Origin of the sequence: Pontiella agarivorans, assembly GCF_034531395.1 — a bacterium.
GTDB classification, from domain to species: domain Bacteria; phylum Verrucomicrobiota; class Kiritimatiellia; order Kiritimatiellales; family Pontiellaceae; genus Pontiella; species Pontiella agarivorans.
This window is the reverse complement of the sequence record NZ_JARVCO010000007.1, coordinates 1-20962: the sequence shown is the minus strand read 5'-3', so window position 1 is coordinate 20962 and position 20962 is coordinate 1. Positions and strand designations below refer to the sequence as shown.

The window sequence follows — 20962 nt, the reverse complement described above, 5'->3', positions numbered from 1 at the left end:
ATAAATGAGATATAAAATGAAAAAAACAATCCCGACCATCGTCTGCAGTCTTCTGGCGGCAGCAACTTTCGCAACGCCGAAATCATCGTTTTCAACCGATCAGTTTGAAAACTTCACCCTGCATACCTATGCCTCGTTCGACCCGATGGCGGATGTATCCTTCATTGTCGAAAGTGAAAATAAACTGGTGGTGATCGAACCGCAGGCCTTTAAAGGAAAAGTGGAGGAATTCACAACCTATACTGAACAGCTCGGCAAACCGATTGAAAAAGTGCTGGTCTCCTTTCACGCCGCCGGGCTGAAGGTGTATGAAGACGAGCACAAAGTGATCACCAAACCGATGGCCGAATTCATGACGTCCGACCGCGCCAAAGGCATGCTCACTTTTTTCGATAAAGCATTCGGCGGAAATATGGATACAGAAATCGTTGAGTTTGATGAACAAATTGATGCCGCCGCGAATTTCACCGTTGACGGCGTCGAATACCGGCTGGAACCGACGGCCGTTCCCGGCATGCCGGGCGTTAATATCGCCATTGGCGGCAAAGTCTATTTCCAGCATTTTACGCCGGCCAAAGGCCGCCATGCCTCCAAAAACTGGATCACCAGCAAAGCCGCCATCGACGGCGCGCTGATCGACACCCTGACCGCCAAAGCCGGCGGTTATTCTCTGCTGCTCGGCGCCCACGGAACCGGACGTGCCGGCCCCGAAGATCTGGACTGGCAGATCCGCTACCTGAAAACCATGAAAGAGATCGCCTCTTCGGCCCAAACCGCTGACGACTTCATCGGCCAGATGAACGTGGCCTATCCGGATTGTCAGGGCGAAGCGGATCTTGAAGCCATCGCCGCCAAGCTCTATTCGGCAGCCTCCAGCGACCGCAGCGCAGCCAACAAAGCCGCCGCCATGGATTTTATCCAGCTGATTATGGGCGACCGGAATTATGAGGAAGCGCGGAAATATGCCGGAGAATACATCCAGCACGATCCGCGGATCGGCGACGGCTACGACACGCTGGTTGAAGCGCTCGAAACCAATCCGCTCTGGAAAAACCGGCCGAAGCGGAAAATCGATTTCAAAAACGTCGCGGCCGACGGCGACCTCGTTTATCTCCAGACGCACAAAACCATCAAGGCGCACGACGACGGGTCGCCCGCCCGTCGGGTGGTCACACATCTGTTCCGCTTCAATGAAGCCGGAAAAATCGACGAGCATTGGACCTTTGCCCAGTCCGTTAAACTGAAAGACAGCATCAGCAAACACCCGCTGTTTTAATTACAGGTCAGAGTACGCGCCTCCTCGATCAAGACCAGCCTGAGAGAACAAACGGATGCGCGGATTCAGCAAACAAATTCAGGGATATTCAAGTGTATTTATCGTTCCTGACAGGGATTCTGTCCGCTTTCATCGTGACGAATACAACTGATCTTCAGCGCACCGTAATCTTCACATCGTTTTCAAATTCAAAGGGCCGTTCTTTCAGGACGGCCTTTTTGAATGAAGGCAGTATGCGGTAATACACCTGCAGCGAAAGACAGCAGAATTCGGTTGTGTAGATGATGTCCTTGGTCAGTGCTCCATCCGTTTCCGACGGCGGCTTCCAGGCTCCGGAATCGTCCTGTGCTTTAATCAGCATCGGCGCAAACTTGTTGTTCCAGCTCTGCCACTTGGAGCCCCCCTTCTGGAAAATCGCCTGCGTGTTGTAATACCACTCATACGCAATATTGAAACTCTTGTTTCTGCCGGTCTTTTCCCAGCCCTCATCCCAGTCGGTGCACTCTGCATCACGAAGATATTCCAGCCCGGCTTTCACCTCTGCCACCTCGTTGCTGCCCGCCAACTGCATGCAGAGTACCGCTACGCCGGTCATATAATCCAGATCGCCGTTCGGAGTTTTGTTGCCCAACCGATAATAAAATTTCCCCTCACCGGCATGCATCCCCTGAACAAACGGAACCGATTTTTTCAACGCCGCGCGAATTCCCGGAGTTGAAACAGCCGCGGCCTGTGCTGCCCGCAAGGCCTGTACCTGCCAGCCGCCGACCGACAGATCGCTCCACTTTTCATGTTGATAACGATGATCCCATCCGCCCTTTTTCTGCTGCCCGTCTACAATCAGCTTCACCGCCTTTTCCACCGGTTCTTTCAACATCGGCATGCGGGTCATCGCATATGCTTCACAAAGGGCATACGTAGAAATCGCATGCCCGTAAACGCCAATATCATCATGCGAGCCCACCGTTTTTGAGAAAGGAACAAAACTGCCGCTCTTCTGATTCTGTTCATTCAGCAGATACTGAATCCCGCGCCGCACCGTTTCCCCGTACTTTTCCGACTGCGCCGTTTCTCCATGCGCCAGATAACACAGTAACGCCAGACCGGTCAGGCGCGCCCGCTCCTGTTTCGCCGTCATACTCCGACTGTTCCCCACGCCCCAGGCCCCGTCCTCCCGCTGATTTTTCTGCAGCCAATCCAGACCTTTGAGTACGGCCTTCTCGGCCTGACTTCCATATCTTCCCCCGAATTCACGAAGCATTTTCCGGCGGGCTGTTTCCGAACGCCCCACCATTAACCCTTTCAGCACCAGCGGGCTTTCCAGATTCGCCACAGCATCCAGACCGCTCAGGTCCAGTTCCGACTCCAGCATGGAGTCTTGTGTCCATGTCTCCTCAGGCAGTACCTCCGCCGGTGCCTCCATAGATTCTTCGCCCGCCGGTTGCTCTTCAACCGGCTTCTCTTTTTCAACATGCTCCTGCTCCTGAATGTGATGCTCAACCACCCGGACATCGATCGCCCGCTCCTCCTTCGGTGCCCGGAAAACCAGCACCTTCACGAGCAGCAGAATGATCCCCGCATGCAGTACGAACGAAATCAGCGCTCCACTGATCCGCACCCGGCCCCGCTTTCTGTTCCGCCTAGCGCTCATTTATTTCCCGCTCATCACTGCAATCTGCGTCAGCCCGTTTTCCGCACAGAGATCCAGCACATTAATCAGCCGGCCATGCAGCGATTCATCGGCACAATTCACCAGTACCGTCTGTTTTTTGCTCACCGCAGCCAACCGCGCCACCAAACGGCTTAACTCTTCGTCGCTCACCTCGCGGCCGTTAATCGCAACTCCCTTGCCGAACACTCCGATTCTGATCATATCTGCAGGGGGCTGCTGCGATTGCGCAGCATCCGGTGCCGGCCTTGAAATATCCAGAAACGACAACACCTCCGCCGTACTGAACGTCACCAGAAAATAGATCAGCAATTGAAACACCACATCAATCATCGGCGTCATTGACACTTCGATTTCAGCATCGGTCCCCACAAACCGCCTCTGTTTTTTCCCTCTCATCATTTTTTATCAGCTGAATCCTTCACCGCAATGAACGCAATTTTATAGAGCCCCGATTCAGTACAAGCATCCATGACATTCCGAACATTGGAATGCTGCGACATTGCATCCGCCCGAATCCGGATCGGAATTGAAGGTCCGTACACGCCATAGTCGGAAACCGTCTTTTTCAGAATCATCCGAAGCCTGGAAAGCGACAGTGCTGTTCGGCCGATCATAATTTTACCCTTTTCATCCACCTCAATCGTGATCGTGCGCGGATCCTTCTCCTGTGCGATTTCCGGTGCATTCGGCGAATCGGGCAGATTGATCCATTCCGAAAACTGTTCCCGTTCAAGCTGCGCAGTACAGACGAAAAAAATGATCATCTGGAAAACCACATCAATCATCGGCGTCATGTTGATTCCGCCGTTTCCCTTATTCTGGAATCGCTTTTTCATTTCACGTATCAGGTGCCGGGTTTCACCTTTTCTTTTTCAGTCCTTTCATCACCTCCATGGTCAGGCTTTCCATCGTCAGAATCACCTTGGCCGCGCGATTACGGAAAAAGAAATAGGCCCCGATTGCCGGAACGGCAATAACGAGCCCGGCAGCCGTTGTATAAAGCGCCTGGGAAATATTGATCGCCAGCAATGCATTCTTTGCCGCTCCGGACGTCGTCCCCAATGTGGCGAATGCCAGAATCATTCCCTGCACCGTACCGAGCAGCCCGAGCATCGGCGCGAGATTCCCCACCACATTCAGGTAATTCACCCGCTGCAGCATTTTTTCACTCTCCATGTCGGCCGCAATACCGATGGCTTCCTGAGCCTGATCAAACCCGTCGTCCAGGTTTTCAAAACCGGCCAGCAGAATATTGGAATACGGCCCCGGCACATCCCGGCAGCGCTGCGCGGCCTTTTTCAGACTGCCCTCTTCAATCGCTTCCCGCACCAGAGAAACCAGCGTCTTCGGAATAATCTTTTTTTCCTGAATATTGAGCAGCGAATCAACAATCAGCGTACCGGCCGCCAACGACAGCCCGGCCAGACCGAGCCACAGCACCATGCCGAATGCTCCCCCGCCCTTCACCACATCCAGAAATCCCGAAACCTCTTCCGGCGCAGCCTCGGCCGCCTGCACCGCTTCACTTTTCACGATCTCCGCCTCCTGCGCAAAAACCGCACTTCCGGCAATCAGTAAAACCGCAATCACCCGTTTCATCCTTCATTCTCCTTCAATAATTGCTCCGCCTCTTCAGCCGCCGCCTCCTGCGTTCTGAAAAACAAACTCACCTTCAGCCAATCCCGCCGCGCACCTTCCGGGTCCCCCCGTTCCGCCTTCAGCTTCCCGCGCATCAGATAAGCCTGCGCCGCCGCTTCCCGAGATCCATTGCGGATATCCTCATTAAAAACCTGCAACACGGTTTCCATCTCTCCGCTTTTCACCATCGCCTCACGCAAACGCCGGCGGTTCTGCGGAATCGACTGATCGTCCAATGCCTGAAACGCTGCAGCCGCCAACCCGTACTGCTCCGTCATAAAGTAATAGTCAGCCAGCATCTGAATTGCAGTCTGATCCCACTGCAGAAAACGGCACTTCTTTTTCGCCTGCTGCAGAAAAGGAACCGCTTTTTCTCCCTGTCCTGTTTTGATCAGCTGTTCCGCAATATCCAGCTCCTTCGGCCGGTCCGCCACCGCACGTTTGTACTGGCCTTTCTGAAACACCATCATCTGACCATCCGGCGTCTTCAGCGTCACCCGTCCGTCAGCCGTTGCCGAAACTTCCGAGCCCGGAATCTTCCGCCCGGCGTTATTCACCACATAAGCGGCATGCACCGAACAGGACAGCCATAAAACAACGCTAATCAGCCGACGCACGTTCCGCCTCCTTCCTGAAATTTTCAATGGCCGGAAGCTGACCGTGCTCCGGGAACAGCGTCTCAAACTGATCACAGGCCGCCAGTGCCAGATCATATTTACGAAGTTCCAGACAAAGCGGCAGACTCTGCAGAATGCTTTCAGCAATCAACGGCCGATGCCCCTCCGCTTTCGGATCAGCCAGCAACGCCACACGCTGATAGGCAGCCAGCCGTTCTTCCGGATCCGAAAGCACTCCCGCCATCTCCAGCGTCACCGCATAATCACGCCCCGCATCCGCATACGCCGCCACCGCTTCATTGGTCCGGCCCAGTTCAACCAGACAGCGCGCCTGCATCAGCCGCGCATCATGAAAGCTTCCAGTGCCCGGAAAGTCCGCGAGCAGGTTTTCCAAGGCCTGGAAACTTCCTTCAAAATCTGCGCCGCCGAATTTGCAGGCTGCCGTTCCAAACACAGCACGCTCATCATCGGGCACCGCTGCAAACGCTTTTTCCGCCAGCGCAAACTGTTCAGCCGACAACAGGCCTTCCCCCGTTGCCAGATAAACGTCAGGACCATATTCATCCTGATCTTCGAGCATACGGCCAAGCACCCGTTCGGCAACATCGAACCGCCCGGCCTCAACTGCCGCAACAATGAGTCCGGCCAGCGCTCTTCTGGAAGCCGGGGCCTCCGGAAATTCAGACTTCAGTTTTTCCAGCGTCTGGAACGCACCCTCGAAATCACCCGCGACCAAAAGCGCCTGTGATTTTTCGCTCAACGCCGAAGCCACCCGTTCTGAACAGGAAAATTCCGCAATAAATGCATCAAGCTTTTCTGGATCGGGCGGAGTGACCGCCTGCAGATAAACCGCTTTTTCCAACCGCTCTCCAGTCTCGCCGATACGCCGAAGTTCCGTTTCCAGCGATTGGAAAAAGGGCATAGCCTTTTTCATTTCATCCGATTTAAAGGCACGCCATGCAAACCACGAAAAAATCTCCGCCCGTTTTTCATGCTCCGGAAAAGAGGCCAGATAGAGATTGAACAGCTGTTCGCCCTGCTCTTCATTTCCGGCATCCACTGCGCGACGGCCCAGACTCAGCACCGCCAGCGGGGCGTTAGTGTCGGCCGCAAAACGCTCGCAGCAGTATTCAGCAATCATGTAGGCCTCATCGGCCTCCCCGAGTTCCTGTTTGCAGACCGCCAGATTGCGCAGTGCCTGAACAGATTTTACGGTTTCCGGAAAATAGTTGATGGCCGTTTCAATCGGTTCGACCGCATCGGCATACCGTCCCTCGGCCATGTATTTAGATCCCAGCCTGAATTTGGCAGCGATAAATGAATCTTTATGCGGGCCGAGATCGATCCGCACCTGTTTACCATGCCGTTCAAGTTCCGCCTGCATCGATTCGGCTTTAACCCGGGCCTTCTCTCCCCAGGGGCTGTCACTGTATTTGATGTAGACATTGTAGAAATGGCGAAGCGCTTCAACGGCCGGTTCCAAAGTCTGGAACGTTTCATATTCCACGCGATACGTTTCGCCCAGCACATAGCGGCATCCCGCCACGGGACTGACCGATGAAACCGGAATAGCATTGGCCCTCAGATTCCGCTCTATATTCTGCAGCACTTCAGCCTGATCCAGCAACTGCACCCGAGCCTCCTCCCATTTTCCATCGAACAGCAGTAAACGTCCCCAGGCTACAACACTCTCACCGTACCAGACATCCATCGCACCCAGTTGCACATCAGCGCAATAAGCCCGAACCTGTGTTCGCAAAGCCTGCTGATCCTTTTTCGAGAGGGTTTCGGTTTCCAACCGTTGTAAAGCGGCACCGGCGATCTGTGATTTCAGCCGGTGAATCACTTGTTTTTCAGCGGCATTTTTGAGCTGCGCGTTCAACTGCTCATAGGTCTCGCCCCGGCACAGCATCCCGAACAGCAATATTCCAAAAAACAACCGCATACTCATTGAGTTATAATATCTATCTTACAAAGATAGTCAATTATCGTTTCCGGGCGAGTTGCACATTCGAAGTACATTCTGTATTTTATTTTAAATTTATATTCTATACGAAACTGTTAAACGAATGGCTGAATGAAATAATTGGAGGGAGCTCAAACTGCAGGCTCGACTTCCACCTTCATGATACCCATACCTGCAGCAAGACAACACAAGGACCCTGATTATGAAATACTTATACCTTGCACTGCTCGGCGCAACCACAGCCTATGCTGACTTCGATATTCAGAAAGCCATCGACGCCGCAAAACCCGGAACCGCTATTTCTATTCCGACAGGAACCTATCGAACTCCGATTCAGATCAAACAGGGCCTGACCCTCTCAGGAGAAAATGTGGTGCTCGAGGTGGAATCCAACCAACCGGCGATTCTGATTGATGCCCGCAAACCGGTGCTGATCAAAGGGCTGACCATCAAGTATAGAACGGAAAGAAAACCGAAAAAGGACGACACCCCTTATGCTGTATTTATCCGAAATGGAGACATTGAAATTATAGACTCCACCTTCACAGCTCTGGGTAACGGCCCCGAATCTCCCGGAGCAATTTCTGCCCAGGACAAATCCGAGGTGGATATCAGCAACTGCTCGTTCAACGGTTTTGAATACACCATTCAGATCTGGAATGGAGCGGAAGGAGATATCGAAGACTGCCTCATCATGAATCCGGGCCATTGCGGCATCACCATTGGCTCCGGCTCAAGCGCAGAACTGACGCGAAATATTGTAACAGGTTCACGGTATCACGGAATCCGTTGCACCGGCGGCGAAATTGAGGCTGATTCCAATCTCGTGATCCGAAATAAAAACCGTGGATTTTACATCGGAAACCGCTCGGCCATCGGCGAAATCAGCAACAATTTAATTATCGATAACGCCACCGGCATCAATGTTTTTGCCCGTTCGAAGCTCGAAATTGATCATAATGTCATCGTCCGTTCCAGCTATGCCGGACTCGCCATCGCCGACACCGCACAACTGGAAATCGAAGACAACATTATCGTGGATAATGAAAGAGGTATTGTTGGTTTCTCTTCCGAAAAAGGCCGCACGCCAAGGGTGCATATCGAAGAAAAAAATCTGATGTCCGGAAACAAGATAGCGTCCGAAAATGCGGAACTTTCTTCAAAAATATCCGAAAGGGACCCCTCGTTCAGCGATTCAGATAAAGGGCTGTTTAAATCCGCAGTGGATAACATGGGACTTGAAAATCCGGAGGAACTGCAGGCCCTCTGGATGAAATGGCAGTCGGCGCTGGACAATCGGTAAAACCGCCGGATATTCCTTTTACAGCTTCAATAGAAAACGGGCAGATGCGCCGCTCGCGCCGTGTTCCTTAGTAAACCGAAAGGGAAATATCCGTTTTAAAATTCAGGCTATTCCCCGGAAGATTCCGCCGGACGGAAACGGATGGATGCCGAATTGATGCAATACCGAAGACCGGTCGGCGGCGGACCGTCGGGAAAAACATGGCCCAGATGCGCATCACATGTTGAACAGACCACCTCGGTCCGGACCATACCGTGCGAAGTATCGCGGTGTTCGGTGATTACATCATCGGCAACGGGTTTAAAGTAGCTGGGCCAACCGCAACCGGAATCAAATTTGGTGTCCGACAAGAAAAGGTCCGTTCCGCAACAGACGCAGGAATACACTCCCAGTTCTTTATGATCCCAGTATTTCCCGGAAAATGCACGCTCGGTACCCTTCTGACGGGTTACATAATACTGCATTTCATCAAGCTGATCTTTCCACTCGTCTTCACTTTTTACCACTTTATCAGGATCTGTTTTCATGTTCTTTGCCTCCTTTTCAGCACAGCCGGTCCATGCAAGCCCTGCTGCAAAAAGCGTTATGATCTGAATTTTCATGATGCGCCTCCGCTATCAAAGACCGAAAGAGTCTACATTCCGTTCAAATACCCGGTAACCTGTTTTTCCAATCCCTGGAAGCTTTGTATTGAAACCCATGCAGGACCGATCTAGTTTCCCGGTTATTGGAACAGAACATGAACGACGACTGGATAGATATTAAAAAAGACCCCGCTCACGTAAAACGGGAACGCGCAAAAGCCAAAGAACTGCGCAAGAGCGCCTGGTGGAAGCAGCAGTTGGCCAAAGGAGAGTGCCATTATTGCGGTGAAACCTTCGCCCCCGAAGATCTCACTATGGATCATGTTCTCCCGGTAGTACGCGGTGGAAAAAGCACGAAGAGCAACTGTGTGGCGTGTTGCAAGGAATGCAATAATGACAAAAAATATCTGACCCCGGCCGAGCTCATCATGCGCGAACTTGAACAGGAAAACCCGGGAAACGGCTAAAATAGATCCAGCTGATCCACCTCGGCCTTAAACTCGGGGAAACGCATCTCTTCTTTGTTTCCCATCAGCTTCACCAGATCCTTCTCAGAACACGGCTCGCCACGCATCTCCAGCGTTTCCACAATCTTGGCAAAAAGGAGACCACAATAGGAACTGTCTTCTTCTGCACGGTGGAATGTACCGCTGGGAAAGTTGAAGTGACGGGTCAGCGTCCAGAGTTTGTAATTCGGCAGACCCGGAAAAACTTTTCGAGCCAACGGCAGCGTGTCCAGCACCACTCCTCCCGGAGCCACGGACTTATGCAGTTTTACATCTTCAAGAAGGAATTTATAGTCGAACGGTGCATTATGCGCTACAAGGGGGAGGTCTCCACAAAACTCAGCAAATTCTTCAAGAATTTCTTCAATCTTCGGTTTCCCTTTGAGCATTTCGTCCGTGATGCCATTGACAGCAGAAGCTTCCGCCGGAATAGAAATTCCCGGATTTACAAGCGCCCCGTATCCTTTCACGGCCTGATTTCCATCGAACATTACCGCCCCGACTTCGACAATCATGTCTTCCGTAGGTTTGGTCCCCGTTGTTTCCAGATCAAATGCAACAAATTTCATAGCTATATCCTTAATGGATCGTGTTCAGACTTTCGACCTTAAAGGGCAATAAAAAACCCGTCCGGTACTTCCGGACGGGTCTTTCGCTTCATCAGAAACCGCTAATGATTAGTTAGCAGCCTGGCGCTGAAGCTCACGCTGTTCGCGGGTCAGACCTTTATCGTCAACCATCGTAGCCTTCACAGAGATTACGAGATTTTTCTTGGTTGTACGGGAACCTTCTGAACGGAACAGACGACCGATGTAAGGAATGTCACCCAGGAACGGAACCTGATCACGGAACGTATCAGTCTCTTCACTGACAAGACCGCCCATAACGATGGTTTCACCATCGGCAACTGTAACCTGTGTTTCAATCGCACGGGTTTCGAAATACGGCATCTGAATCAGCAACGGAGCACTGTTACCAAAAATCTCCGTGTTGTTGCTATCGCCCGACTCATAAGCGTTATAACCAGCGGTGTAGTTGTCGAATCCGACAAATTTCTTAATTTCCGGCTGAAGATCAAGGTCGATGGTGCTCGCTTCCGCATCAACCACCGGCGTGACGTTCAGAACAACACCGAGGTCATAATCTTCCCAGTCCTGTGGTTTAACAACCGGAGCAGTACGCTGACCGGTTTCCACATCGTAATCCTGCGGATAACGGTGAACTTCAACCACGCGGATAACCGCCGGGCTACCGGATTTGGTGGTGACTTTCGGAGCGTGCAATACGTCAGCAGTACCTTCCTGTTCCATAGCGGAAATCGCCAGATCGAACGGGAAACTGGAAGTATTACTCAGAATCATCTCAGCCGGAGCGCCGCCCATCGTGGACAGAATGCCGGACTGCATAGCTTCAAAAGCAGTGCTGTTGTTGCGCTGATTCGAACCGAACAGACTCTGACCGGTACCGGTGGAGCTGTCAATGGTCGTGTATCCAGTTGTCGGATTGCTGTAAAGCGTTCCGCCACCCGGCAACGTAGTAGACGAAGTCGGTCCCTGACCCGGCTGATAGAAAGTTTTCGTATTTTCATCAGCAAAACTCAGACCACCAAATGTTCCGTCATCATAGAGCGTCCAGTTGAATCCGAGCTCTTCGAGAGCACCTTCGTTGTATTCAACGAATTTGGCTTCGATTGCCACCTGCTGCGAACGTTTGTTGATCGCTTCGTCTTCCAGGTCGTTCAGAATTTCTTCAACTGCATCCAGGTTTTTCGGCGTGTTCTTGACAAACAGCTTGTGGAAGTTCGGCTGATATACAGCAGAAGATCCTTCCGGCCAGTCAACAATGGAGAAAAATTCAGCAACATCGGTCGGACCGGTGGATTCTGATGCGGAAGCGTCGCCGAACAGATCGTCAACACCGCCACCGCCACCGCCAGCCATGGATTCAAGTTCAGCACCCACTTCAGGGATCACATCGTACGTGATCAGCTTGAGGTCTTCAGCCGGAACAAAATTGACCGGCATGATTGCCACTGCTTTTTCACGAACATCAAACTTAAGCGATGCCATTTCCACGATGTACTGCAGGGATTCCAGCAGGCTCATATCGCGGATGGAAATGGTGATGTTGTTTGCATCAGCCGCCATGGAGTTTTCCATACCCATCAGCAGAATGTTCACACCCTGCTTTGCGGGATCCTGCCGGCGGGCAGTTTCAGTCAGGAAAAGAACCACGTCTTTGATGTTAGCTTCACGGAAGTCAAGACTCGGGATGGAAATCTGTTCCAGCTTCGCAGTCATTTCCGCAATCGCAACAGCTTTCGGATCGAGTTCCGGTCCTTCTTCATCCGGAATACCGACTTTCGGAATGGTGACATCCGGATTCCACGCACCATCAACTTCGGCTAATGCCTGCGCACGACTGGCACGTTGCAGTGCAAGTTCGTTGGCTGCAATTTTCTGGGCCGTACGTTTCAGATATTCCATGGCACGACGATTATAAGGATCTTCGTCCAGAACACGTTCAAAGATTGCTTCCGCCAGAACCAAATCGCCCGAGTTATAAGCATTTAGTCCTTTTGCAAACAGGTCTTCCTCAACCATTGCCGGTGCAGCATTGACTGCTTTCGGCTGTGCAGTTTCTACCGCTGCGGGCTGTGCAGTATTAACTGCTGCAGGTGCCGGAGCGCCTGTTGCGGGTGCAGCCTGCTCAGTCCCTCCCTGAGCCGCGTCCAACTGCGCGAATACGTCGTCCAGACTTTCCTGGGCTCGGATTGATTGTGTTGCTACCAACGCAACCAATAGAGACGAGATATAGGTTTTAGTCATTTTTCCTTCCCCTCTACTTCTCATATTACAAATGCCACTTTACCCGCAAGTTCACCAGGGTCCACGGAGAGCATTTACCAACAAACAGTCACCCTATAACATTTCCTTAGGAAACCACTAACGGTCTCCGCCGGTAAAACCGACAATGTCGTACACTTCTCCGGATGCAGTATCCTTCAGGAGTACCCTGTCGGCATACACACCAAGAACGGTGTACTTATCATTATGCAAAGATAATAACGCGCCCATAGTAACTATTATCGGGGTGCGATCAAGTATATTAATCAACTCTGCTGTACTTTCTGGGTCCAACGCGGTTTTTCCGCGCAGCAGTTCAATTTCAATCCCGTCGCGCATCACATAAAGCCTATGATCACGTCCGTTTTCATCCATTTTAAATCGTTGTAAAACAACATGTTCCACGGCATCCCCGATGGCGGCAAAATGTGATTTACCGGTTGAAGGGTTATTCAGCTGAAATATGATGGTTCCGTCCGACTGCTCCATGAACCCCTGAAAAACCAGTGGAAAATCAATATCTTTTCTTTCAACAAAGCGTAATTTTCCGGCATACGGAGGGTGAATCGCGGCCAGAAGCGGGTCGGTGGATGCCTTAAACTCCTCCAGATTTGTGAACCCATCTCCATCCGCATCGCTTAAAGCATCCGCTTTGTTATATCGATCCAACCCAAATCTCTTCTCCCAGTCATCGGTCATGCCGTCCCCATCGTGGTCCAGCTGATCAAGTCCAGGCTGGGGAATATTGGAAAAGGGACAGACCTTCGCCTCGTATGGAATAGGATACGCGCTTCCTACCGCCACAACCCGAAGCGAACCCGTGAAAAGCCTCCCTACTCCATCCATTGCGATTTTTACATCTTCCGGAGGCTGGAACTTCGGCAGCGGCGCCTCCCGCTCAACCGCCACAGGCACTTCGGCGGCCTCATTCGTAAAAGCAATTCCACAGGACAGCAACAGCACAGTCAGCAGGCCCCCAAACAGCAGCCAATCAAAATTCAATTTCATCTGTCGCAACGCACTCACTGCTCCATGCCCTCCAGATTGAAATTATAAACATCAACCGTCAGCGCGACTTCCACCAAATCATCCCCCGCAATGATTCGCTCCGGGCGCGAAAGCGCCTTTTCCCCGGTAAGAACTCCTTCCGCGAGATATTTCAGCGTTTCATCATCACTTTCCCGCCCCCCTTTAACAGCAGCCGGACTGTAGCGCATGATCTCCGTGAGCGTCCGATGACCGAACGCCGAAACCTGCATAAAATGCGGCGCCTGTGCAAAGCCCTGCAACACCCGCCATACGGCCGTCTCTTTTGCAGTAAAAGTGACGCGAATCCGCTCCACAGAGTAAAGCCTGCCGGGCCCGACCCGGGCAGCCTCATGCTCACGCATCAACCCTTCAGACTCTGAAAAATTCCGAGGCCTGCGGCGGCGCGGAGCCTCCTGTTTTGCAAATTCAAAATCATCACGTGCCATGGCCGTTATGGAATGCACTCCGCCTTCCACCAGCACATTCGCCACCCGCTCGACCGAATAAAGCTGCCGTGTCAATCGCGGCACCTGGTCGGGATCAGCCACTGCACCCCCGCTCGCATAGCGTCCGAATCCGGCTTCCAGCCCGTCCGGAAGCTTTACGCCTGCCCGCTCCGCTTTTTCGCGAAAACGCTCAATCATTCCCTGCGTCTGCGCTGAAAATTCTGCCGCCTCAAACGCCTCCACAGGAAAAGGGTCGCGATTCAGCTCACCGGCCAGCTCACCGACGTGATACGCCAGCTCGTCTAAATGCTCTTCGATCCGTTTCACATTACCGGCCGAAGGAAAAGGATCGCGTTGCACCAGGCGTTCCCGGATTCTGTAAAGCTCCGCATACTTATTGCGTGCCAAGGACAACTGAATCCCCTGTATCAGCAGCAGCACAAGCTCCGTCACAAGAATTACCGTACAGATTCCCCCAACTGTCAGCAGTCGTTTACGGCCCCGGAGATTCACGACACATCCCCCTCGAAATAGACATCCAGCACAAACCGGCGCGCAAACTCTTTTTTAGATGGACGGCTCTCCACCTTCGTTTCATCACTGAACAGGGGGCTGGCCCGCAACGCATCGCGCAACAGCTTCACTGAATCCTGTCCGGGCATCTCTTTATCCAGATAACTCACCACCGAAATCCGCACACCGTTTTCAATCGGTTCACTCCCCAGCAGAAACATCCCCTCAGGCAGCAGTCGGCTCATTTCAGTCAGTGCCTCAAGCCATTGCGTACGCGCACGGGCCACATGCCGGAACTCACGGCCACGCTCCAACAACGCATCCACCTCCGCCTCCAAAGGCAGAAGCTGTTGCTCAAAATTCCGCAACCGGAAAACCTCGGCCTCAATCGGCCCTGTATTGGAACGGATCGCGTCAGTCCGCCGACCAAGCGAAAAAATCCATACCCCCAGAATCAGCATCACCACCACAGTCGACGCCATCCATAGCGGAAGACGCCGCTGCATTCTGCGCTCATCTGCCAAAGCGGCCGGCACAAGATCAATCTCAACCACCGGCAAACAGGCCAACCCGACACAAACCGCAAAACCCTGCTCAACGCCCCCAACCTGTTCAACAATCTTTTCCGGTGCCCGTCCCCCCTGCTGGCCGGTATAAAATGCGATGGAGCGTTCGATCTCCTGCTGTCTGCGCAACGCATCCGCTCCCGAAACCGGGAGCGATCGAAAAAACGCACGGCGGCCGTCAATAAATACCAGATTAGTGGATACCGTATCGCCATCAACCAGCAGCATCGGTCCGGATGTCCCGCAACACGCATGCGCCAGATTCGCCAGCGCAACCGGTGCCGCTGTGATCCGTTCAATAACAAGTCCATTCGCCTTTACCGCATGCACCAGGCCGTCAATCAGCTCCGCTTTCGCGGCCACCAACAGCACTTCCGGGCCATCCGAATCCGGATCAACCACATGAGCATCCCACACAACGTCATCAATCGGAAACGGAATATTCTGCACCGCTTCATGGCGGATCGTCTGCGGCACCCGTTCCCTTCCAACCTTTGGAAGCCTCACCAGCCGGGAAAAAACCGATGGGCCCTCAATGGACACCACAGCGCGTTTCACGCCAGGCTTCTTTTCCTCCAGCAGCTTCCGGAGCGTCATCGCTGTGATCGCATCTTTCGACAGCGCCGACTCAGCGTCGTACACTGCAAACCCGGAATCAATAAGCTGCGGCGGTCCGGACGACGGAACCGAAACGACAGCCATACGAATGCCGTCCGTCCCGATATCCAGTGTAAGTATCTGCTCCGCCCTCAAATTCCAGTCCTTTTGTTGTAGGAATGGAAAATCCTGCAATCAATGGCCGGGTTTAAAAAGCAAAAAGAAGGTAAAAGGCCGAAGACGCGGAAAAGAAAACCTAAATCGTATCAGAATATCAGTGAATCCGACTCAGCAGATCCGCCGCCGCTTTACCCGGATCATCTTCACGCAGCAGACTTTCTCCCACGAGAATAGCATGTGCCCCGGCCTCTTTCAGCTGAACCACATCCTCCGGCGTTCTGATTCCGCTCTCGCTGACCAGTGTGCAGCCCATCGGAGCCATCGCCGCGAGCTCAAACGTCGTATCCAGCGTCGTAACAAACGTTTTAAGATTCCGATTATTAATACCGATGCAGTCGGACCCCGCATCGATGGCCCGTTGCATCTCCACGCGGTCATGCACTTCCACCAGCGGCTGCAGTTCCAACGCCCGGACTTCTTCAATAAAAGCCGAAAGCTCCGCATCCATCAGCGCACCGACAATCAGCAGAACCGCCGAAGCTCCCATTGTTTTCGCATGTGCAATCTGCCAGGAATCCACGACGAACTCCTTGTAGAGCATCGGCAGCTCAATCGCATGGCGAACCTCGGAAAAATCAGCGGCCCCGCCGCCGAAATATTTATGATCCATCAGGCACGAAACCGCACTCGCCCCGTTCGCCTCGTAAGCTTTCGCAATTTCAGAAGGACTGAACGGTTCGCGAATCAGCCCCGCCGAAGGCGATTTACGCTTCACTTCCGCAATCAATCCCATCGGCGTTGCCCGCAACGCATCAACAAAGTCCGGCCGCTTTCCACGATCAGTAAACGTGCTCTGCAATTCTTCCAGCGTCTGACTTTTTTTACGCTCCGCAATCTCGGCACGCTTGTCCGCACAAATCTGTTCGAGAATATTCATTACCGGTTCTTCTTCAAATAGGCTTCGATAAACGGGTCCAGATTCCCGTCGAGCACGCCCTGCACATTACCGACCTGCACATCGGTACGGTGATCTTTCACCATCGTGTACGGCTGCATCACATACGACCGGATCTGCGATCCCCAGGCGATCTCACCTTTATCGCCATAAAGCTGATCCACGGCCTGACGCTTCAGGTCCTGCTCCCGTTCATACAACCGCGCCTTCAGCATTTTCATCGCCGCGGCTTTATTTTTATGCTGAGAACGCTCGGCCTGACACTGCACCACCACGCCGGTCGGCAAATGCACAATCCGCACCGCCGAATCCGTTGTGTTCACATGCTGCCCGCCGGCACCCTGCGCCCGGTAGGTATCAATACGCAGATCCGATTCCACAATTTCAATATCAATATCGTCATCAATCTCCGGCGTAACATCCGCCGCGACAAACGAGGTATGCCGGCGCGACTGCGAATCGAACGGGCTGATGCGCACCAGACGGTGCACGCCGCGCTCCGACTTCAGCAGACCATAGGCATACGCGCCCTGAATCAGCAGCGACACACTTTTAATGCCAGCCTCTTCCCCGGCCTGATAGTCGAGAATCTGAACCTTGAACGCTTTACGGTCCGCATACCGCGTGAACATGCGATACAGCATATCCGCCCAGTCGCAGCTCTCGGTTCCGCCGGCTCCGGCATGCAGCGTCAGATAAGCGCCGTTGCCGTCAAACTCTTCACCCAGCAGCGACTGCATTTCCAAGGCCTGGAAACCGTGCTCCACCTTTTCCAGCTCCGCCGCCGCCTCTGCAACGGCCTCTGCTTCGCCGGCCTCGGCCAGCTCCAGCATAATCTCGGAATCATCCAGCCCGGCACTGATCGATTCAAACGGATCGAGCACCATTTTCAGCGACTTGGTCGCCGCAATATTTTTCTGGGCCTTCTGCTGGTCATTCCAGAAATCCGGTTCCGCGGCCACCGCCTCAAGCCTGGCCAGCTCTTCGCGTTTGGCGGCAATGTCCAGATAGCCCTCCATCTCGGACAGCTGTTCCCGAAACGCCGCAATTTTTATTTTGAGTTCGTCCTGCATAAAATTCTTCCCATCGTTGGAACCCGGAAATATAGCCGAACCGCTCTCCGGCCTAAACCCCGCAGTACAGAAAAATTCCCGGAACGAACAGATCCGCCGAAATAAACCGGCTCTTATTCCGCCGTCTTTTTCCGCCGCTTTATGCGAATGCCGCCGCGCAGAATAACGAGCACACCGATGCCCCCGACCAGGCCCGCTTTGCCAACCACATTGCCCTTACGGGTGTAGAAGGTTTTTTCCTGATTAATCTGTCTCGGATAGAGCAGTCCCGCCGTAAACCCCTCACTCATTGGTTTAAGCTGGCGGCCCACCACGCCGAAAGCATCGATGATCCCGCTCACACCGGTGTTCGTACAGCGCGCCATCGGCACACGATTTTCCACACAGCGGAAAACGGCATGGGCGAGATGCTGCTCCGACTGTGCCGACGGATCGAACCAGCCGTCGTTGGTCTGATTCACCAGCCACCGAGCCCCCGCCAGTACCGCCCGGCGCGAAAGCGGCGCAACGGTATCCTCAAAACAGATAAGCGGAGAAAACGAAGCCTTACCTTTCAGCGGAATGACCGTGCTGCTCTCCCCGCGGCCGAAGTCGATTTCAATCGGCGTAAATTTCCGCATCAGCCCCGGAAACGGAACATATTCCCCAAACGGCACCAGATGCTGTTTGTCATAATGCCCCGCATAATGCCCCTTGCCGTTAAAAAAGATCGAACTGTTGAAATAGCTGCCGTCGCGAAACGAATTGGCACCGATCAGAAGCGGAATGCCGTCCCCCGCAGCAAATGAAAGCTGATCCTGATTTGCAGCACTCAAGTTCACCGTCTGGGGCAACGCCGTTTCCGGCCAGATAATCAAGTCCACCTCACCCAGTCGCGAGGCGGTTGCGGTAAGTTCCGACAAACGTTTTTTAATATCCGGCTCCAACGCCGAATCCCACTTGGCCTGCTGCTCGATATTGGGCTGAACCAGGGCCACAGTGACCGTTTCGTGCCGCGGCTGACGGTTCATCAGAACATTCATACCCTGCGCGACGGACAGCGCAACCGGCATAATTCCGATCATCAGTTCAAAATGCGGTTTATACATTTTTGCCCGGGTGCCGTGCGTATACTGACGGAAGGTGATAAAGGCACCGGCATTCATGAAAACAATGCATGCCGAAACAATCGAAACCCCGCCCCACTCTGCCACCTGAATCAGCGTGGCATTCGCATACTGCGAAACGCCGAGCGGATTCCACGGAAATCCGGTAAACGCAATACCACGCAGATATTCCGAACCAACCCAAACCAGCGAAACCGCAAACATGAACCGGATATTTTTCCACAGCACATTGCCCACCCACTTGCGCGAACCCAGCGCAACCGCAATACCGAACGGCACAAAATAAAGTGCACAGTACAGCGCAAGTACCGCAAAACCGAGAACAGCACTGACCTTCAGCCCAGCTCCTTCGACCCGGCCGGTCAGGTTGATCAGCCACCACAACGACATCATAAAAAAAACAAAACCCGACAGGAGCGACAGCCCCGCCGCGCGTTTCACCGAAGCCGAATGCACCGCAAACATCAGCGGAACCAGCGCCACAAACATCAGCGTCGCATTTCCAAACCCTGGAAATCCCAACGCCAGCAGGACCCCCGAAAGAAGACTTCCAAGATATGGAAGCAATGGCGACTTCAACACCGGATGATCCAGATTTATCCCCGGCTTACCGGCCTCAAGCTTACGGCGTTTTGCATCAAGTTGTTTAAACGATCCAATCATGGAAATCCTGTGGTTATAAATCGAGATTCAGCAGCGAAGGCACCGCCGACCACTTCCGGGAAACGTTCTGCCGCCCGAAAAGATCCGCGATATAGTCCAGCAGATCAGCGCGCTGTGTGAGCGTTTGTTTCGACCGAACACCTTCTTCCACATTAAACGAATCCAGCCCCTTCAACCCCAGCACACCTTCACCGGATGTGGCATCCCAGAAAACATACATATGGTCCACAATCGCGCGGATGGTTCGGTACAACATCATCTCATGCTTTTCGGCCTCGCTCAGATGCAGTATGGAAAAATCCAGCGTCCACATCCGGTCCAGCTGTGCACCCGCCCAGTCCGCCGGACGGATCACCCCGAGAGAAAAATAAGGCAGCAGCTGCGGGAAGTGATCAAGCTCGGAAAGAATTTCAAGCCAGCGGTCCACATGCCGGCGATGCGGATTCAGCGACCCGATCGCCCGCTCCGCAACAGCACGCTGATTAACCGCAGAAAACGCACGCGCAATCAGCAGCACCAGATCGGCTCGCTGAACCCCCTGCGGATGATACTGGCGGCAATACACTGCAACACTCGCCGCCACATGATCAGCCAGCGGGTCCTTCGGAATTTCCAAGGTCTGGAAAACCTCCTGCAGATGCGCCGCCCAGGCATCCTGCACATCCAAGGTCTGGAAGGCGGAGGATCTCATTCGCGTCCAATGAGGCGCTCAACCTCGTTCATAAACTGCCCCGCATCGCGGAAGCGACGGTATACCGAAGCATACCGGATATAAGCCACTTCATCGATTTTCTCGAGCGCAGCCATCACTTTTTTCCCCAGCATGATGGAAGGGATTTCTTTTTCAAATTCAGATTCAGCTTCCATGATAATGGAATCCGCTACACGCTCAATCTGCTCCACACTGATGTGCCGTTTCCGACAGGCAATGTTCAGGCTCTTCACCAGCTTATCCCGGCTGAGCTCCTCCCGACGTCCATCCCGCTTGGTCACTTGAAGCTGTGCGCGCTGAATCTCTTCATAGGTTGTGAAGCGATGACCGCACCCCACACAAACCCGCCGCCGACGAATCGCATCGCCATTACGCACTTCGCGGCTGTCAATCACGCGGTTTTCCCGGCCTTCACATTTCGGACATCTCATGGAGCATACCCCTTCGCTAATTTGGCCAGAAGATAGACCTAAAGCCTGAATATGAACAATAAAAAACGCCCCGCGAATGCAGGGCGTTTTCGATCTCTACTTAAAGCCGGACGTTATTTTTTGCCACCTGCTTTTTTCTTTGCAGACTTCTTTTTCGCAGGCGCTTTCTTAACGGCCTTTTTCTTGGCGGCTTTTTTCTTCGCCGGAGCCTTCTTCACCGCTTTCTTTTTGGCGGCCTTTTTCTTCGTCGCCTTCTTTTTCGCAGGCGCTTTTTTAACAGCCTTCTTCTTGGCGACTTTCTTTTTCGCCGGGGCCTTCTTCACCGCTTTCTTTTTGGCGGCCT

Annotated in this window: 21 protein-coding genes; 4 read left to right on the top strand and 17 right to left on the bottom strand. The window is 53.1% G+C overall.

Translation table 11 applies throughout. The features are described 5' to 3' along the window. Positions 1 to 16: 16 nt before the first annotated feature. Positions 17 to 1276 (top strand): nuclear transport factor 2 family protein, encoded by a 1260-nt coding sequence (locus P9H32_RS04980; protein ID WP_322607775.1) that lies wholly within the window; start codon positions 17 to 19, stop codon positions 1274 to 1276. 154 nt (positions 1277 to 1430) lie between these two features. Here P9H32_RS04980 and P9H32_RS04975 read toward each other — a convergent pair whose 3' ends face one another. From P9H32_RS04975 to P9H32_RS04950, 6 genes are read right to left on the bottom strand one after another with little or no spacing between them, the layout of a single operon-like run. Beyond that, entirely contained in the window at positions 1431 to 2927 is a 1497-nt protein-coding gene (locus tag P9H32_RS04975; protein WP_322607774.1) for a prenyltransferase/squalene oxidase repeat-containing protein, read from the bottom strand. Then, positions 2928 to 3347 carry an ExbD/TolR family protein gene (locus tag P9H32_RS04970; protein ID WP_322607773.1) on the bottom strand — a complete coding sequence of 140 codons (420 nt, stop codon included), beginning with the start codon at positions 3345 to 3347 and terminating at the stop codon, positions 2928 to 2930. It lies immediately after the preceding gene. Continuing rightward, positions 3344 to 3784, bottom strand: a complete 441-nt coding sequence (locus tag P9H32_RS04965; protein ID WP_322607772.1) for an ExbD/TolR family protein — start codon at positions 3782 to 3784, stop codon at positions 3344 to 3346. Before P9H32_RS04965 ends, P9H32_RS04970 begins: the two co-directional genes overlap by 4 nt. 22 nt (positions 3785 to 3806) lie before the next feature. After that, positions 3807 to 4547 carry a MotA/TolQ/ExbB proton channel family protein gene (locus P9H32_RS04960; RefSeq protein ID WP_322607771.1) on the bottom strand — a complete coding sequence of 247 codons (741 nt, stop codon included), beginning with the start codon at positions 4545 to 4547 and terminating at the stop codon, positions 3807 to 3809. Then, entirely contained in the window at positions 4544 to 5203 is a 660-nt protein-coding gene (locus tag P9H32_RS04955; protein ID WP_322607770.1) for a tetratricopeptide repeat protein, read from the bottom strand. The genes P9H32_RS04960 and P9H32_RS04955 overlap by 4 nt, the downstream gene beginning before the upstream one ends. Further along, positions 5187 to 7148, bottom strand: coding sequence for a tetratricopeptide repeat protein (locus P9H32_RS04950; protein WP_322607769.1), 1962 nt, complete (start codon positions 7146 to 7148; stop codon positions 5187 to 5189). The genes P9H32_RS04955 and P9H32_RS04950 overlap by 17 nt, the downstream gene beginning before the upstream one ends. Positions 7149 to 7371: 223 nt before the next feature. On the opposite strand from P9H32_RS04950, the gene P9H32_RS04945 reads away from it, so the two are divergent. Continuing rightward, positions 7372 to 8472: a right-handed parallel beta-helix repeat-containing protein gene (locus tag P9H32_RS04945; protein ID WP_322607768.1), complete on the top strand. Its 1101-nt coding sequence runs from the start codon at positions 7372 to 7374 to the stop codon at positions 8470 to 8472. Positions 8473 to 8579: 107 nt separating this feature from the next. On the opposite strand, the gene msrB is transcribed toward P9H32_RS04945, so the two are convergent. After that, a complete protein-coding gene (gene msrB, locus P9H32_RS04940) occupies positions 8580 to 8999 on the bottom strand; it encodes a peptide-methionine (R)-S-oxide reductase MsrB (RefSeq protein WP_348534462.1) in 420 nt (139 codons plus the stop codon). Positions 9000 to 9211: 212 nt separating this feature from the next. On the opposite strand from msrB, the gene P9H32_RS04935 reads away from it, so the two are divergent. Continuing rightward, a complete protein-coding gene (locus P9H32_RS04935; protein ID WP_322607766.1) occupies positions 9212 to 9523 on the top strand; it encodes an HNH endonuclease in 312 nt (103 codons plus the stop codon). Here P9H32_RS04935 and P9H32_RS04930 read toward each other — a convergent pair. The 10 genes from P9H32_RS04930 to nrdR all read right to left on the bottom strand — a co-directional run bounded on the left by P9H32_RS04930 (position 9520) and on the right by nrdR (position 20619). Continuing rightward, a complete protein-coding gene (locus tag P9H32_RS04930; RefSeq protein WP_322607765.1) occupies positions 9520 to 10131 on the bottom strand; it encodes a 3'-5' exonuclease in 612 nt (203 codons plus the stop codon). The genes P9H32_RS04935 and P9H32_RS04930 overlap by 4 nt on opposite strands. A 108-nt stretch (positions 10132 to 10239) precedes the next feature. Further along, complete coding sequence (locus tag P9H32_RS04925) at positions 10240 to 12390, bottom strand: type II secretion system protein GspD (protein ID WP_322607764.1); 2151 nt, start codon at positions 12388 to 12390, stop codon at positions 10240 to 10242. 117 nt (positions 12391 to 12507) lie between these two features. Then, positions 12508 to 13416, bottom strand: a complete 909-nt coding sequence (locus tag P9H32_RS04920; RefSeq protein WP_322607763.1) for an Amuc_1099 family pilus-like system protein — start codon at positions 13414 to 13416, stop codon at positions 12508 to 12510. Between the two features lie 14 nt (positions 13417 to 13430). Beyond that, a complete protein-coding gene (locus P9H32_RS04915; RefSeq protein WP_322607762.1) occupies positions 13431 to 14396 on the bottom strand; it encodes an Amuc_1100 family pilus-like protein in 966 nt (321 codons plus the stop codon). Next, positions 14393 to 15715: a pilus assembly protein PilM gene (gene pilM / locus P9H32_RS04910; RefSeq protein WP_322607761.1), complete on the bottom strand. Its 1323-nt coding sequence runs from the start codon at positions 15713 to 15715 to the stop codon at positions 14393 to 14395. Before pilM ends, P9H32_RS04915 begins: the two co-directional genes overlap by 4 nt. Positions 15716 to 15833: 118 nt before the next feature. Next, complete coding sequence (trpC, locus tag P9H32_RS04905) at positions 15834 to 16616, bottom strand: indole-3-glycerol phosphate synthase TrpC (protein WP_322607760.1); 783 nt, start codon at positions 16614 to 16616, stop codon at positions 15834 to 15836. Then, positions 16616 to 17707 carry a peptide chain release factor 2 gene (gene prfB, locus P9H32_RS04900; RefSeq protein ID WP_322607759.1) on the bottom strand — a complete coding sequence of 364 codons (1092 nt, stop codon included), beginning with the start codon at positions 17705 to 17707 and terminating at the stop codon, positions 16616 to 16618. The genes trpC and prfB overlap by 1 nt, the downstream gene beginning before the upstream one ends. Before the next feature lie 113 nt (positions 17708 to 17820). Continuing rightward, positions 17821 to 19476 carry an apolipoprotein N-acyltransferase gene (gene lnt / locus P9H32_RS04895; protein WP_322607758.1) on the bottom strand — a complete coding sequence of 552 codons (1656 nt, stop codon included), beginning with the start codon at positions 19474 to 19476 and terminating at the stop codon, positions 17821 to 17823. Positions 19477 to 19489: 13 nt separating this feature from the next. Next, on the bottom strand, positions 19490 to 20167 hold the full coding sequence (locus tag P9H32_RS04890; protein ID WP_322607757.1) for a basic helix-loop-helix domain-containing protein: 678 nt from the start codon (positions 20165 to 20167) through the stop codon (positions 19490 to 19492). Further along, positions 20164 to 20619, bottom strand: a complete 456-nt coding sequence (gene nrdR, locus P9H32_RS04885; RefSeq protein ID WP_322607756.1) for a transcriptional regulator NrdR — start codon at positions 20617 to 20619, stop codon at positions 20164 to 20166. Before nrdR ends, P9H32_RS04890 begins: the two co-directional genes overlap by 4 nt. A gap of 51 nt (positions 20620 to 20670) precedes the next feature. Here nrdR and P9H32_RS04880 point away from each other — a divergent pair. Next, positions 20671 to 20962, top strand: a 292-nt coding sequence (locus P9H32_RS04880; RefSeq protein ID WP_322608191.1) for a hypothetical protein, incomplete at its 3' end; no start/stop codon positions are given.

Excerpts from the sequence above, each read along its gene's own strand:
- P9H32_RS04945 (WP_322607768.1), top strand. The coding sequence starts at position 7,372 with ATGAAATACTTATACCTTGCACTGCTCGGCGCAACCACAGCCTATGCT.
- P9H32_RS04890 (WP_322607757.1), bottom strand. The coding sequence starts at position 20,167 with ATGAGATCCTCCGCCTTCCAGACCTTGGATGTGCAGGATGCCTGGGCG.
- P9H32_RS04950 (WP_322607769.1), bottom strand. The coding sequence starts at position 7,148 with ATGCGGTTGTTTTTTGGAATATTGCTGTTCGGGATGCTGTGCCGGGGC.
- trpC (WP_322607760.1), bottom strand. The coding sequence starts at position 16,616 with ATGAATATTCTCGAACAGATTTGTGCGGACAAGCGTGCCGAGATTGCG.
- P9H32_RS04965 (WP_322607772.1), bottom strand. The coding sequence starts at position 3,784 with ATGAAAAAGCGATTCCAGAATAAGGGAAACGGCGGAATCAACATGACG.
- P9H32_RS04975 (WP_322607774.1), bottom strand. The coding sequence starts at position 2,927 with ATGAGCGCTAGGCGGAACAGAAAGCGGGGCCGGGTGCGGATCAGTGGA.
- P9H32_RS04970 (WP_322607773.1), bottom strand. The coding sequence starts at position 3,347 with ATGATGAGAGGGAAAAAACAGAGGCGGTTTGTGGGGACCGATGCTGAA.
- msrB (WP_348534462.1), bottom strand. The coding sequence starts at position 8,999 with ATGAAAACAGATCCTGATAAAGTGGTAAAAAGTGAAGACGAGTGGAAA.
- P9H32_RS04925 (WP_322607764.1), bottom strand. The coding sequence starts at position 12,390 with ATGACTAAAACCTATATCTCGTCTCTATTGGTTGCGTTGGTAGCAACA.
- prfB (WP_322607759.1), bottom strand. The coding sequence starts at position 17,707 with ATGCAGGACGAACTCAAAATAAAAATTGCGGCGTTTCGGGAACAGCTG.
- P9H32_RS04935 (WP_322607766.1), top strand. The coding sequence starts at position 9,212 with ATGAACGACGACTGGATAGATATTAAAAAAGACCCCGCTCACGTAAAA.
- P9H32_RS04920 (WP_322607763.1), bottom strand. The coding sequence starts at position 13,416 with ATGAAATTGAATTTTGATTGGCTGCTGTTTGGGGGCCTGCTGACTGTG.
- nrdR (WP_322607756.1), bottom strand. The coding sequence starts at position 20,619 with ATGAGATGTCCGAAATGTGAAGGCCGGGAAAACCGCGTGATTGACAGC.
- P9H32_RS04930 (WP_322607765.1), bottom strand. The coding sequence starts at position 10,131 with ATGAAATTTGTTGCATTTGATCTGGAAACAACGGGGACCAAACCTACG.
- P9H32_RS04980 (WP_322607775.1), top strand. The coding sequence starts at position 17 with ATGAAAAAAACAATCCCGACCATCGTCTGCAGTCTTCTGGCGGCAGCA.
- lnt (WP_322607758.1), bottom strand. The coding sequence starts at position 19,476 with ATGATTGGATCGTTTAAACAACTTGATGCAAAACGCCGTAAGCTTGAG.
- P9H32_RS04960 (WP_322607771.1), bottom strand. The coding sequence starts at position 4,547 with ATGAAACGGGTGATTGCGGTTTTACTGATTGCCGGAAGTGCGGTTTTT.